General features: G+C 70.9%; 12 protein-coding genes and 4 pseudogenes. 9 read left to right on the top strand and 7 right to left on the bottom strand.

Going from position 1 to position 12,080, the window contains the following annotated elements; all coding sequences use genetic code 11:
- From ACLEQD_RS24990 to ACLEQD_RS24965, 6 genes and pseudogenes are all read right to left on the bottom strand, one after another.
- Window positions 1-467 (bottom strand): AMIN domain-containing protein (locus ACLEQD_RS24990; RefSeq protein WP_410387366.1); only part of this gene is annotated, 467 nt, incomplete at its 3' end.
- 98 nt (window positions 468-565) lie between these two features.
- The gene (locus tag ACLEQD_RS24985) at window positions 566-1,837 is read right to left on the bottom strand and encodes an alpha/beta hydrolase (protein WP_410387364.1); all 1,272 of its coding nucleotides are present in this window, start codon (window positions 1,835-1,837) and stop codon (window positions 566-568) included.
- Window positions 1,838-1,846: 9 nt separating this feature from the next.
- The gene (locus tag ACLEQD_RS24980) at window positions 1,847-3,172 is read right to left on the bottom strand and encodes a bifunctional folylpolyglutamate synthase/dihydrofolate synthase (protein ID WP_410387362.1); all 1,326 of its coding nucleotides are present in this window, start codon (window positions 3,170-3,172) and stop codon (window positions 1,847-1,849) included.
- A gap of 19 nt (window positions 3,173-3,191) precedes the next feature.
- Window positions 3,192-4,042, bottom strand: a pseudogene (gene accD / locus ACLEQD_RS24975) (acetyl-CoA carboxylase, carboxyltransferase subunit beta).
- Between the two features lie 72 nt (window positions 4,043-4,114).
- Entirely contained in the window at window positions 4,115-4,870 is a 756-nt protein-coding gene (locus tag ACLEQD_RS24970) for an MBL fold metallo-hydrolase (RefSeq protein WP_410387360.1), read from the bottom strand.
- Between the two features lies 1 nt (window position 4,871).
- Window positions 4,872-5,522, bottom strand: coding sequence for a Crp/Fnr family transcriptional regulator (locus ACLEQD_RS24965; RefSeq protein ID WP_410387358.1), 651 nt, complete (start codon window positions 5,520-5,522; stop codon window positions 4,872-4,874).
- A 152-nt stretch (window positions 5,523-5,674) separates the two neighbouring features.
- Between ACLEQD_RS24965 and purM the strand changes: the two are divergent.
- The 4 genes and pseudogenes from purM (at window position 5,675) to ACLEQD_RS24945 (ending at window position 7,900) form a co-directional block, all read left to right on the top strand.
- A pseudogene (purM, locus tag ACLEQD_RS24960) lies at window positions 5,675-6,711 on the top strand (phosphoribosylformylglycinamidine cyclo-ligase).
- Window positions 6,708-7,372, top strand: a pseudogene (gene purN, locus ACLEQD_RS24955) (phosphoribosylglycinamide formyltransferase). The pseudogenes purM and purN overlap by 4 nt, the downstream one beginning before the upstream one ends.
- A 94-nt stretch (window positions 7,373-7,466) precedes the next feature.
- On the top strand, window positions 7,467-7,772 hold the full coding sequence (locus ACLEQD_RS24950) for a 2-thiouracil desulfurase family protein (RefSeq protein WP_410387356.1): 306 nt from the start codon (window positions 7,467-7,469) through the stop codon (window positions 7,770-7,772).
- Window positions 7,724-7,900, top strand: a complete 177-nt coding sequence (locus ACLEQD_RS24945; RefSeq protein ID WP_410387368.1) for a DUF523 domain-containing protein — start codon at window positions 7,724-7,726, stop codon at window positions 7,898-7,900. Before ACLEQD_RS24950 ends, ACLEQD_RS24945 begins: the two co-directional genes overlap by 49 nt.
- A gap of 88 nt (window positions 7,901-7,988) precedes the next feature.
- Here ACLEQD_RS24945 and ACLEQD_RS24940 read toward each other — a convergent pair whose 3' ends face one another.
- Complete coding sequence (locus ACLEQD_RS24940; protein ID WP_410387354.1) at window positions 7,989-9,062, bottom strand: enoyl-CoA hydratase/isomerase family protein; 1,074 nt, start codon at window positions 9,060-9,062, stop codon at window positions 7,989-7,991.
- An 83-nt stretch (window positions 9,063-9,145) separates the two neighbouring features.
- Here ACLEQD_RS24940 and ACLEQD_RS24935 point away from each other — a divergent pair, with 83 nt between their 5' ends.
- From ACLEQD_RS24935 to ACLEQD_RS24915, 5 genes and pseudogenes are all read left to right on the top strand, one after another.
- The gene (locus tag ACLEQD_RS24935; RefSeq protein WP_410387352.1) at window positions 9,146-9,835 is read left to right on the top strand and encodes an HAD family hydrolase; all 690 of its coding nucleotides are present in this window, start codon (window positions 9,146-9,148) and stop codon (window positions 9,833-9,835) included.
- Between the two features lie 96 nt (window positions 9,836-9,931).
- Window positions 9,932-10,306: an NAD(P)-binding protein gene (locus tag ACLEQD_RS24930; RefSeq protein WP_410387350.1), complete on the top strand. Its 375-nt coding sequence runs from the start codon at window positions 9,932-9,934 to the stop codon at window positions 10,304-10,306.
- Window positions 10,246-11,451: a desaturase gene (locus ACLEQD_RS24925; protein ID WP_410387348.1), complete on the top strand. Its 1,206-nt coding sequence runs from the start codon at window positions 10,246-10,248 to the stop codon at window positions 11,449-11,451. Before ACLEQD_RS24930 ends, ACLEQD_RS24925 begins: the two co-directional genes overlap by 61 nt.
- 105 nt (window positions 11,452-11,556) lie before the next feature.
- A complete protein-coding gene (rpmB, locus tag ACLEQD_RS24920) occupies window positions 11,557-11,748 on the top strand; it encodes a 50S ribosomal protein L28 (protein ID WP_410387346.1) in 192 nt (63 codons plus the stop codon).
- A gap of 122 nt (window positions 11,749-11,870) precedes the next feature.
- Window positions 11,871-12,080, top strand: a pseudogene (locus ACLEQD_RS24915) (N-acetylmuramic acid 6-phosphate etherase); the annotation flags it as partial.

Raw genomic sequence — 12,080 nt, 5'->3', positions numbered from 1 at the left:
GTGTTGGCCGCGACGGCGGTGCCCTGCTGCGCCGGCGTCCCCTGCCCTTCCGGGGGCGTGGCCTGCGCGACGGCCACGCCGCCTCCGCCGCCCAGGACCTTCACCACCAGCTTCGTGCCGGAGGACTGGATGTCCGTCTCCACCTCGCGCTCGTAGCCGATGAGGATGCGCGCGATGGACGAGGACTCCGTGCCGTAGGCCTGGGTGCGGATGCCCGTCACGGTGCCGTTGCCCACCGGCTGCTCCTCCGCCACGCCCTGGAAGACGGCGCCGGACACGTCGATGACGAGCCGGGGCGGATCCGTCATGGTGAAGCTGTTGAAGTCCGGCTTCTTGCTGCCGGTGATCTCCACCGTGCCGCCGTTCACGGTGACGGACGTGATGGTGTTGAAGTCCGCCGGCTGCTGCGCCAGCGCCACCAGCGGCACGAGCCACAACCCGAGCAGCGACACCGCGAAGCCCTTCATCGACCACTCCCGTGACATGCGTCAGAAGACAGACGCGCGCGAAATTATCACGCGCCCGGGAGGCACCAACTTTTCAGGCTGACCGGAACGTCCGCGCTTCAACGCAAGCGCGGTAGGGCCGGCGAGCGCGTGCGGTGCGTGCGCGTGTACTCGATGAGGTTCTTGATGTCGTAGCAGATCTGCCGGATGTCGTGCCCCATCGTCAGCTCGACGTGGCTGTTGCCCTTCACCGGCCGCCACAGCAGGTATTCGCTCTTCGCGGCGCGGTACACGCTGCGCGTGGACTCCACGGAGGCCAGCGGATCCAGGTCCCCGAAGATGATGGCCATGGGGATTTCAATCTTCCCGAAGCCGCGCTTGAAGTCGTAGTCCGTGCGGTAGCAGACCATCTCGCCCCGGCGGATCCACCGGGCGAACTGTTCAAGCACCTTGCGGGGCTCGCGCTCGCCGCCCTCGCGCAGCAGCCAGCGGATGTCGTCGCGGCTGACCCGCTCGGTGTTGACCAGCCGGTTCAGCTTGCGCGTGAAGCGCTGATACAGCGCGGACTCGTCCGCCTGCGCCAGCTGCCGCTCCACCCACTTGAGCACCACGTCCACCGGCACCGCCTTGAACACCAGCGGCTTGGACGCGTCCGGCTCCAGGCGCTTCTGGAGCGAGGGGCTGAAGGCGCCCGCCCCCTTCGCCAGCAGCGAGCGGCCCAGCGACGCCGCGCGGCGGTTGAGATTCAGCCCGCCCAGCGTCAGGTCCACCGCGCTGGCGACCAGCGGCGAGCCGTGCGCCAGCGCGCGCAGCAGCATGAAGCCGCGCCCCAGGTCCGCGGGCGACCCGATGGTGATGAGCCCCTCGAAGTCGTCGTGGATGCCGGCGTAGCCGTAGCCCAGCATGCCGCCCATGGAGTGGCCGCAGTAGAAGACGCGCTCGCGCCGGGTGATGCGCTTGACGCCGGAGACGGCCGCCGGCAGGTCGTAGAGGAAGTAGCTGTCCAGGTCCCAGCCGTAGTCCAGGTCCTGCGGCAGCGGGCGCTTGAAGCGCTCGGCGCGCTCCTTCTGGAAGGCGATGGAGCTCTTGCCGTGCCCGCGCAGCTCCAGGATGTGGATGTCCACGCCGAAGAAGAGCAGGTTCTTGACGAACTGGCCGCTCGTCCACGTGTGCCGGTTCTGGGAGAAGCCGTGCACCAGGAGCAGCGGCTCACCGAACAGCGGCTGCGCGAACGCCTGTTTCACCGGCCGGTAGCGCGTGATGACCAGCGACCAGCCGTCCGCCGTCTCCACCACGTAGTTCGTCTTGGAGTACAGCGCCCGGAAATCGACCTCGTCGACGGTGGGCATCGGGGGTCCCGGAAGCGCTGATCTCCAGTCCGGCAGGCGCATGTCGCAAAGTTACTGCTGCTGCCGCATTGCGCCAAGGCTTCGATCGACCAATTGCTTCACGGCGCCTACCAGGAACAATGAACCCGTCGCCAACACGACACCGTCCGGACGACCCACTGCATCGGCCCTCGCTCCCGCAAGGGCCTCTTCCAGGGAGGCGTGCGAGACGGCCCGTGAACACAAAAGCCGTGCTTCAGCGATGTATCGCTCCGGAGCAAGCGAGCGCGGCGTGTCCAGCGGCGTGAGGTGTACAGAAGCCGCCAGCGGAAACAGGGCCTGCATCATCGGCCCCCGGTCCTTGTCCGCCACCACACCAAAGACGAGGTGCAGCGGCCTGCCCGCGTAGAGGGCGCGCAGCGCCTCCAGCAGCACCGCCACGCCCGCCGGGTTGTGGGCGCCGTCCACCACCACCGTCGGGCCCCGCGCCAGCTCCTCCAGGCGTCCCGGCCAGCGCGCGGTGGCCAGCCCCTCTTGAGCGGCCTCCGGTGTCACCGCCACGCCCCGGGCCTGGAGGGCCTCCAGGCAGGCCAGGGCCACCGCCGCGTTCTGCCGTTGATACGGACCACGCAGCGCGAGCGTGATGCCGTCGAGCGACCAGCCAGCGCCCCGGTACGACAGCGTGTCACTGGCCCCCGGGACGATGCCGAAGTCGCGGCCCTCCAGTTGCACGGGCACGCCCAGCTGCTCCGCGCGGCGCAGGAGCGAGTCCAGGGCCTCCGGCTCCTGCCTCGAAAGCACGACCGGGACGCCCGGCTTGAAGATGCCGGCCTTCTCCCAGGCGATCTCCCGCAGCGTGTGGCCCAGGTACTCCATGTGGTCGAAGGACACGGGCGTGACGCACGTCACGACGGGGTTCGCGGCGGTGGTGGCGTCCAGCCGGCCGCCCAGCCCCGTCTCCAGCACGGCCACGTCCACGCGCTCGCGGGAGAAGTGCCAGAGCGCGACCACGGTGCCGAACTCGAAGTACGTCATCGGCTCCGTCAGCGCGGACGGATAGCGCTCCAGCACCTCCAGGATGCGCTGCCCGAAGACGTCGTCCGGGATGTCCGCGCCACGGACGCGGATGCGCTCGTTGACGCGCACCAGGTGCGGGGACGTGTAGAGCCCCACGCGGTGGCCGGCGGCCTCCAGCGCGCGCGCCACGAAGGCGCAGGTGCTGCCCTTGCCGTTGGTGCCGGCGACGTGCAGCGCCGGGTAGTCGCGCTCCGGGTGGTCCAGCGAGGCGAGCGCGTCCCGCACCCGCTCCAGCCCCAGCTTGATGCCGGAGGGGTTGAGCGCCTGGAAGAAGCGCAGGGCTTCTTCCGGAGTCCGGGGGGCGGCGCGCGGGGCGTCCATGGGGTGGAGGCCCGCCGCCCTACCCCAGCATGCCCATCAGCTGGCCCAGCTTCCCGCGCAGCTCCTTGCGGTGGACGATGGCGTCGATCATCCCGTGGTCCAGCAGGAACTCCGAGCGCTGGAAGCCCTCCGGCAGCTTCTGGCGGATGGTCTGCTCGATGACGCGCGGGCCGGCGAAGCCGATGAGGGCCTTGGGCTCCGCGAGGATGATGTCGCCCAGCCAGGAGAAGGACGCGGCCACGCCGCCCGTCGTGGGGTTGAGCATCACGGAGATGTACGGCTTGCCGCTGGTGCGGAAGCGGGCAATGGCCGCGGACGTCTTCGCCATCTGCATCAGGGAGAAGATGCCCTCCTGCATGCGCGCGCGCCGGAGGCGGAGAACACCACCGCGGGGCACTTGATCTCGAAGGCGCGCTCGAACACGCGCGTGACCTTCTCACCCACCACGGAGCCCATGGAGCCGCCCATGAACTCGAAGACGAAGCAGCCCACGGAGACGGGGTGGCCCTCGATGCGGCCCACGCCGGAGATGAACGCGTCGTTCTCCTCCAGGTTCTTGCGCGTGGACTTGAGCCGGTCCTTGTACTTCTTGGAGTCGGTGAAGCCGAGCGGGTCCTGGGGCTCCAGCTCCTTGTCGAACTCCTCGAAGGAGTCCGGATCCAGCGTGGCCGCGAGGCGCGCGCGAGCCGTCCAGGCGTGGTGGTGCTCGCAGTGCATGCACACCATCCAGTTCTTCTCGAGCTCCTGGCGGTAGATGATTTCGTCGCACTGCTCGCACTTGGCCCAGAGGCCCTGCATGCGGGAGGGCTGGGGCTCGGCGGCGGGCTCGGAGTCGACGGCGATGCGGGGCTTCTTGGAGAACCAGGCCATGAGGCCCGGGGGTTAATCCGGCGGCCGCGAGCCGTCAATACCCCCGTACGGCGCGCCGCGGCACGGCCGGCCCTAGAACTGGAACGTCTCCCCCAGCTCCAGGACGTTCACGGGCAGCGGGGCCAGCTCCTTCTTGAGCTGGGTCACGAACGCGGGCTTCAGGTGGTAGAGCATCACCTGGGCGCCGTTGCGGTCGAACTTACGCAGCTCCGAGCCCACGGTGGCGGGCGTCAGGTGGCCGGAGATGTCCGCCAGGGCCTGGAGGCTGTTGGGGAAGCTGGCCTCCAGCAGCAGCGCCTTCAGGTTCTTCGTGGCGTTGAGCGCCTTCCACAGCTTGTCCGTGGGGCCGGTGTCGCCGCTCATGGCGAGCGACGACTTGCCGTCGCTGATGATGAAGGCGCACGACTCCACGGGGTGGCTCACCGGCACGCTCTTCACGGTGTAGGGGCCCACCTGGAAGGTGCTGCCGGCGCGGAAGGTCTTGATGGCCAGCACGGGCTTGTGGCGCGTGGGGATGCGCGTGAAGTCCGGCCACAGCGAGTTGTTGAACATGTTCTCGCGCAGCGCCCTGGCGCACTCGCGGGAGGCATGGATGGTGACGGGCCTGTCGCGCCGGCCGATGACGAGGTCGGCGAGCAGCGGCAGGTCCTTCACGTGGTCGAAGTGGCTGTGGCCGACGAGCACGTCGTCCACCTTGCACAGCTGCTCCAGCGAGAGCGTCCCGGTGAGTGCGCCCGCGTCGAGCGCGAGCACGTCGTCCACGAGGAAGCAGGTGCTCCTGCACGTGGGAAGCTCGCCGCCGTGGCACCCGAGGACTTGCAGCTTCACGCTAGAGGTCTCCGAACTTCCACTTCATCTCAAGGTAGTTGAGGAAGTCATGCAGCCGGGCCGTGTCATACACGGTCAGCCTGTCACCGCTGCGCTCGAGGAGGCCCGCGCGCTCCAGGCGCTCCAGCATGCTGCGCACCGCGGGCTCGCCCACGCCGATCTGCCGGGGCATCTCCCGCACGGCGAAGTCCACCTCCACGCCCTCCTCCAGCGGCCGGCCGCGCGTCTGGCAGGCCTGGAGGATCTGGTGCACGACGCGGCTGGCGGGGTCGCCGTGGAGCAGGTTTTCAATCTGGGCGTCCGCCTCGGAGAGGCGCTCGGCCAGCTTCTTGATCATCCGCACGGCGATCTCCGCGTTGCCGCGGATCATCGCCTCGAAGGTCTTGGGGTCGATGACGAGCAGCTTCGCGTCGTCATGCACCACGGCGGAGGCGTTCCGGGGCTTGTTGGAGATGATGGCCATCTCGCCGAAGAATTCGCCCGGGCCCAGCACCGCGAGCACCTTCTCCACGTCGCGCACGCGCTTGGAGATGGCGATCTTCCCGGACTGGATGACGAACATCTCCTTGCCGATCTCTCCCTCGCGGAAGAGCTCGGTGCCCTTGGGGAACTCCTTGCCAAAACGTTGAAAGAGGGTTTCCTCGGCGCCCATCTGGCCCGCGAGTCAATCAGCCCCCATCCCACCGGTCAAATATCCCAGACCGATATCGTGCGGGCGCCCGAGGGCTGCGCGCCGCCGCAAACCCGACAGGTGCTCGCCGAGGCCCGAGACAGGGGCCTCCGGGAGGGGTACAAGGCCGGCCCGTGGGAACGACCTACAAGCAGTCCGGAGTAGACATCGAGGCCGGCGACGCGTTCGTCGAGAAGATCAAGCCCCATGCCGCGCGCACCACGCGCCCCGAGGTGTTGGCCGGGGTGGGCGGGTTCGGCGGCCTGTTCGCACTGCCGCCCGGCAAGTACCAGGCGCCGGTGCTGGTGGCGGGCACCGACGGCGTGGGCACCAAGTTGAAGGTGGCCTTCCTGGCGGGGCGCCACGACACGGTGGGCATCGACCTGGTCGCCATGTCGGTGAACGACATCCTGACCTGTGGCGCGGAGCCGCTGTTCTTCCTGGACTACTTCGCCACGGGGAAGCTGGAGGTGGACGCCGCGGCGGAGGTGGTCAGGGGCATCGCCATGGGCTGCGAGCAGGCGGGGTGCGCGCTGCTGGGCGGGGAGACGGCGGAGATGCCGGGCTTCTACGCGCGGGGCGAGTACGACGTCGCGGGCTTCTGCGTGGGCGTGGTGGAGCGCTCGGCCATCATCGACGGCAAGACGGTGAAGCCGGGCGACGCGCTCATCGGCCTCACGTCGTCGGGCCTGCACAGCAACGGCTACTCGCTGGCGCGCAAGGTGCTGCTGGACGACGCGAAGCTGCCCTGGACATGACGCCGCCGGGGCTGGACCGGCCGCTGGGGGACGCGCTGCTGGAGCCCACGCGCATCTACGTGAAGGACGCGCTCGCGCTGTGCCAGGCCGTGAAGGTGAAGGGCATGGCGCACATCACCGGCAGCGGCATCCCGGGCAACCTGCCCCGCTGCCTGCCGGACGGGACGCGCGCGGTGCTGACCGAGTCCTCGTGGAGGAAGCCGGCCATCTTCGACCTCATCGCGAAGACGGGCGGCGTCGCGCGCGACGAGATGTTCAGCACGTTCAACATGGGCCTGGGCCTCATCGTCGTGGTGGCGAAGGAGGACGTGGCGAAGGCGCTGGAGGTGCTGCGCGCGCGCGGGGTGGAGGCGTCCGAGGTGGGCCGGGTGGAAGCGGGCCAGGGCGAGGCCACGGCGGTCATCGACCCATGAGCGCGCGGCGGGCGCGGCTGGGGGTGCTCGTCAGCGGCGGCGGGAGCAACCTGCAGGCGCTGCTCGACGCGGCCGGCAGGCGGACTACCCGGCCGAGGTGGCGTGCGTGCTGTCCAACGTGCCCACGGCGTTCGCGCTGGAGCGCGCCCGGAAGGCGGGCGTGCGCGCGGAGGTGGTGGACCCCAAGGGCTTCGGGTCGAAGGCGGACTTCGAGGCGGCGGTGCTCGGCGTGCTGGCGGACGCGGGCGTGGAGTGGGTGTGTCTGGCGGGCTTCATGCGGCTGGTGAGCGCGGACTTCCTCAAGCGCTTCCCGGGGCGCGTGCTGAACATCCACCCTTCCCTGCTGCCCGCGTTCCCGGGCCTGCATGCGCAGAAGCAGGCGCTGGAGCGCGGCGTGAAGGTGGCCGGCTGCACGGTGCACTACGTGGACGCGGGCACGGACACGGGCCCCATCATCGCGCAGGCCGCGGTGCCCGTGCTGCCGGAGGATGACGAGGCGAGCCTGAGCGCGCGCATCCTCGCGGAGGAGCACCGGCTGTATCCGCTGGCCGTGCGGCTGGCGGTGACGGGCGCGGTGACGCTGGACGGGACGCGCACCCGGGTGGATGCGCGGGTGACGGGAGACGCCGGCGCCCTGCGCAGCCCGGGGGCCCCGAAGTGACGAAGGTGGAGGGCCTGGCGGAGCACGCTCCGCCTTCCGGAAGCGATGCCGTGGCCCAGGAGGCTCGACGGCGGCCCTGCGCGCGGCCCCCACGGTGCTGGTCAGCGCGTGCCTGCTGGGCGAGGCGTGCCGCTATGACGGGCGCTCGCAGCGTTCGGAGAGCGTGCTCGCGGCGCTGGAGGGCAAGGCGGTCATCCCCATCTGTCCGGAGGCCGCGGCGGGCCTGGGCATCCCTCGGCCTCCCGTGGACCTCGCCGGTGGCACGGGCGTGGACGTCTGGGCCGGCCGGGCGCGGGCCTCACGCGGGAGACGCGCGAGGACCGCACCGCCGCGTTCCAGGAGGGCGCCCGGCTGGCCCTGGACGCCGCGCGGCGGTTCGACGTCACGGTGGCGCTGCTGAAGGAAAAGAGCCCCTCGTGCGGCAGCCAGCGCGTCTACGAGACCGGCGTGCTGCGCCCCGGTGAAGGCATCACCACCGCGCTCCTGCGCGCGGACGGGCGCACCGTCGTGAGCGACGAGGACCTGTAGCCTCCTCGCGCGGGACCTCGCCGCCCGTGCCCGACACGCAGCACGCCTGGGCCGCGAGCCGGGCCGTCGCCCTCTCGGTGTTCGCGAATCACCCCGGCGCGGGCAGCTCCAGCTCGTCTCCCGGCCGGGGCGCGAAGCAGGCCTCCACCTCCGCGTCCGTCACCTCCGCGAGCGTGGCCGGGCTCCAGCGCGGCTTCTGATCCTTGTCCACGAGCACCGCGCGGATCCCCTCCTTGAAGTCCGGCCGCGCGGTCAGCGCCTGACTCAACCGGTACTCCATGCGCGCCGTCGCGTCGTAGTCCTGGCCGCGTCCGATGCGCAGCTGCCGCAGCGTCACCCGGAGGCTCGTGGGAGACATGCGCAGCAGCGCCGCGCGGGTCTCCTCCGCCCACGCCGTGCCCTCGCGCTCCAGCGCCGTGAGGACGTCCTCCACGCGGTTCCCCTGGAAGCACCGCGCGATGACGTCCGCCCGCGCCGCGAGCCCCGAAGCCCCCGGCTCCTGATGGAAGCCCTGGAGCACGCGCGCCGCCACGTCGCGCCCCGGTCCGCTCCAGTCCGCGGCCACCAGCGCGTCCACCACGTCCTCCAGCCGCGAGGACTCCACCCGGTGCGTCGCGTAGCCCAGCCACAGCGCATCCGCCGCGTCACACCGCGCGCCGGTGAGCCCCAGGTACGTCCCCGCCTCGCCGGGGAAGCGCGGCAGGAACCAACCGCCGCCCACGTCCGGGAAGATGCCGATGGCCGTCTCCGGCATCGCGAGCACCAGCTTCTCCGTCACCGCCCGGAAGGCCCCGTGCATGGACAGCCCCAGCCCCCCTCCCATGCAGATGCCGTCCACCAGCGCGATGAACGGCTTGGGGAAGTGGTGGATCCGGTGGTTGAGCGCGTACTCCGCGAGGAAGAACTCGCGCGACAGCGGCGTGCCGGAGTCCTGCCGTGCGACCGAAGCAGCCACCGCGCGCACGTCCCCTCCCGCGCAGAACGCCTTGCCTCCCGCGCCGCGGATCACCACGGCCTTCACGGACGGGTCCGCCGCCCACGCATCCAGCCGGGGATGCAGCGCCCGGCACATGTCCAGCGAGAGCGCGTTGAGCGCCTTCGGTCGGTTGAGGGTGACCAGGCCCACGGCGCCCCGCGTCTCCAGCAGCACGTCCTCGCTCATGCCGTGGGGGATATCAGCCCGGAAGGGGCTCGTACGTGAGATTCGGGGGTGACATGGCGGCCAGAATCGGTATTGGGAAGAACATGACTCCCGCAGCCGCCCCCCTGCTCGCCGCCGTCTTCGACATGGATGGCACGCTCGTCGACAACATGGACTTCCACAACCGCGCCTGGGTGTCGCTCGCCCGGAAGCTCGGGCTGGAGGGGCTGACGGCGGAACGTTTCCAGAACGAGTTCGCGGGCAAGAAGAACGAGGAGATCCTCCCGCAGCTGCTGGGCCGCACCCTCTCCGTCGCGGAGCTGGACGCGCTCGCCGAGGAGAAGGAGTCCCACTACCGCGCCATCTACCGGCCCTACCTGGCGCTGCACCGGGGCGCGGAGGGCTTCCTGCAGCGCCTGCGCGACGCGCACCTGCCCCTGGCCGTGGCCACCGCCGCGCCGCTGGGCAACCGCGAGCTGGTGCTGGACGGGCTCTCCGTCCGGCCGTTCTTCGCCAGCATCGTCGGCGCCGAACAGGTGGCGCGCGGCAAGCCCGCGCCGGACATCTTCCTCGCGGCGGCCCAGGCGCTGAACGTGCCCCCGGAGTCGTGCCTCGCCTTCGAGGACGCCATCAACGGCGTGCTGTCCGCGCGCGCCGCCGGCATGCTCACCGTGGGCATCACCACCACCACGACCGCGGAGGCGCTGAAGAAGGCGGGAGCCCACTTCACCGCCCCGGACTTCGACACGCTGCCCCCGGAGCTGCTCGCGCACCTGTTCAGCTCCAGGATTTGAGGGGGGCCTGGCCGCCCCACCCCGGGTCCGGCCTCCCGGAAGCCGGGGCGCCAAAAGGGCGCCAGACGCGGTGACGTTGTGTAGTGTTCGGCGGCCATGTCGACGTCCGCCGCCAAACTCAAGCTCCCCTCGGGCCCGTCCCGGCACGTGTACGACGTCATCGTGCTGGGCAGCCAGGTCGGAGGCGCGCTCGCCGCCGCGCTCCTGGCGAAGCGCAACCACCGCGTGTTGCTGGTGGAGCACGACGGCATGGGCCCCGGCTACGAGCACGACGGCTTCGTGCTGCCCTACGCCCCCTTCGTCGCGCCGCCCCTCAAGGCGATGCCCGCCGTGGAGGAGGCCCTCAACGAGCTGGGGCTGTCCACCGCCATCGGCCGCGCGCTGCGCCCCACGCCCCGGAGCTCCAGCTCGTGCTGCCCAGGAACCGGGTGGACCTGCTCGGGGACGCCGCCCGCCGCCGCGCGGAGCTGACGCGCGAGTTCGGCGAGGCCGGCGAGGGCATCCAGGGCGCGCTCACCGGCAGCGCCGCGCAGCACGAGGCCACCGACGCCTTCTTCAAGCAGGGCCCCCAGCTGCCGCCCGACGGCTTCTTCGACGGCTGGAAGCTCAAGGGGCAGATCAAGGAACACCCGGCCCTGGAGGCCGCGCCGCGGCTGGCGGGCGAGGAGCCGGCGCTGGCGCTGGTGCGCGGCCTGCTGCCCTTCCTGGTCCACCTGGAGAAGCCCTCCGCGCCCCTGGCGCGGACGCGGGCCCTGTCCCAGGTGCTCACCGCGCCGTCCACCTACCCCGGCGGCATGGACGCCCTGCGCGACGTGCTCACCCGGCGGCTGACGGAGCTGGGCGGCGACGTGCTGGGCCGCGACAACCCGGCGGGCTTCATCGTCGAGGAGCTGGCGTTCGACGGCAGCAAGTTCTCCGGCGTGAAGCTGGTGCGCTCGGACACGCTCTACCGCGCGTCGTGCCTGGTGACGGCCACGGACTCCGGGGCGCTGCGCCGGCTGGTGACGGACAAGAAGCACCACCGCGGCCTGCTGGAGCACCTGGATCAATCCAACATCAAGTCGCTGCTCTTCAGCGTGAACTGGGTGGTGCCGGAGGCGGCGCTCCCGCGCGGCATGGGCGAGCTGGTGCTGGTGGACACCCAGGACGCGGAGCTGGGCCCGCTGCTCGTGCAGCAGCACCCGGCGCGCACCTCCGCGGGCACGGGGGGCAAGGACGTGGAGGGCGTGCGCGTGGTGTGCGCGGGCGCCTTCGTCCCGGCCACCGCGCGCGACGAGGGCGAGGAGCACCTCAAGGTGCTGGCCGCGCGCATCGACGAGCACCTGGACCGGCTGATGCCCTTCACGAAGCAGCACCGCGCGCTGCGCTCGGTCCCCTACCTGGACGCCGGGGGGGTGCGCGGCAGCCGGCTCATGCCCCACCCGCTCTACAGCTTCGAAACGGAAGCCTTCCTGGGCGTCACGGGGTTGAAGCAGCGCACGCCCTCGAAGAACGTGATCCTGGCCGGCCGCGAGGTGCTGCCCGGCCTGGGCCTGGAGGGCGAGCTGCTCGCGGGCATGCGCGCCGCGCGGCTGGTGCAGGACATGTTGAAGAAGAAGGATCCGCTCAAGGGATAGGCCCTCGGGTCGGATCCGGCTGGATTTCCGGCCTGTTTCTGGTAGGGTCCGCCGCTCTTTTATGGGCTGCTGTCGAACGCCCCAGTTTTCAAGGAGTTAGCAGTCATGGCGTGGAAGTGCGACCTCTGTGGGAAGCGTCCGCTGGTGGGTAACAACGTCAGCCACGCGAACAACAAGACCAAGAAGCGGACCCTGCCGAACCTGCAGAAGGTGCGGGCGAACGTGAGCGGCAGCATCGAGCGCGTGCTGGTCTGCACCCGCTGCATCAAGGCCGGCAAGGTGACCAAGGCCGCCTGAAGTCCGGGGGCCTTCCGGTGGGCATGACGCGCGCTCGAAAGTCCGCGCTTCCGCCCACCGAACGGCTCCACCCCCGTGCGGATGACCTGGACCTCCTCCCTGTCGAGGCGGTCGTCCGACGGTTGCATCAAGAAGACCTGATCGCGCTTCGCGCGGTCCGTGAGGCGTTGCCGTCCATCGCGACGGCTGCCCGGGCCGTGGCGGAAGCGCTGCGCGCTGGCGGCCGGCTGCTCTACGTGGGCGCGGGCACCAGCGGACGGCTCGGCGTGCTCGACGCGAGCGAGTGTCCCCCCACCTTCGGCGTCCCGGCGACGCGGGTCCAGGCGGCCATC

This window comes from Corallococcus sp. 4LFB, assembly GCF_046520365.1.
Taxonomy (GTDB): Bacteria; Myxococcota; Myxococcia; order Myxococcales; family Myxococcaceae; genus Corallococcus; species Corallococcus caeni.
Note: the sequence above shows the minus strand (reverse complement) of the source record. Positions and strands in the feature narration are given on the sequence as shown.